Annotated in this window: 1 protein-coding gene; it reads left to right on the plus strand. The window is 63.1% G+C overall.

The genetic code is table 11. The features are described 5' to 3' along the window. Nucleotides 1-72 precede the first annotated feature (72 nt). Nucleotides 73-881: IS110 family RNA-guided transposase (locus tag JKG68_RS32615; RefSeq protein WP_202066604.1), on the plus strand; the 809-nt coding region annotated here is incomplete at its 3' end.

Below are 881 nucleotides of genomic sequence, written 5' to 3' on the forward strand. Positions count from 1 at the left end.
GCTAATGGGATGGACCGGCCGTGCTTACCGGCGCACCCTTCATCAGGGGCGCCCAGCACAAGGATCTGAGCCATGCCTAAAGCTCCGCTTCAGCACGTTTCGACGCTTGGCATTGACATCGGTAAGAACAGCTTCCACCTCATCGGTCTGGATGCTCGCGGCGCCATTGTCCTGCGCCAGAAGCTCTCGCGCGGACAGGTAGAGCAGCGCCTCGCCAGTATGCCCTCCTGCCTGATCGGCATGGAAGCTTGCGTCGGGGCCCACCATCTCAGCCGCCAGTTGCTGGCCCTCGGCCATGATGTGAAGCTGATCCCGGCGCAGTTCGTGTCACCTTTCCGCAAGAGCCACAAAAATGATTTCCGCGACGCTGAGGCCATCGCTGAAGCTGTCCAGCGGCCGACCATGCGCTTCGTACCAACCAAGACGGTCGAGCAACTCGACCTACAAGCGCTTCATCGTGTTCGCTCGCGGCTGGTGAGTCAGCGCACAGCCGTGATCAACCAGATCCGCACCTTCCTGCTGGAACGCGGCATCGCCGTTCGGCAGGGGCTACGTTCGCTGCGCCAGGCACTACCGGATATTCTCGCCCAGCGAACAGACGTGCTCACACCCCGCATGACGCACATGATCGAGGGGCTCATGCAGGATTGGCGCCATCTGGATGAGCGTATCGATGCGGTCACTGACGAGATTGGGGCGCTCGTGGCGGCGGACGAGGCCTGCCAGCGCCTCATGAGCGTGCCAGGTGTGGGACCGATCATCGCCAGTGCCATGGTGGCCGCCATTGGGAATGGCGCCGCCTTCAGCCGAGGACGTGATTTCGGCGCCTGGCTCGGGCTGGTGCCGAAGCAGACCTCAACAGGCGACCGCACGATCCTGGG

It is taken from the genome of Microvirga aerilata, from assembly GCF_016743775.1.
Lineage (GTDB): Bacteria > Pseudomonadota > Alphaproteobacteria > Rhizobiales > Beijerinckiaceae > Microvirga > Microvirga aerilata.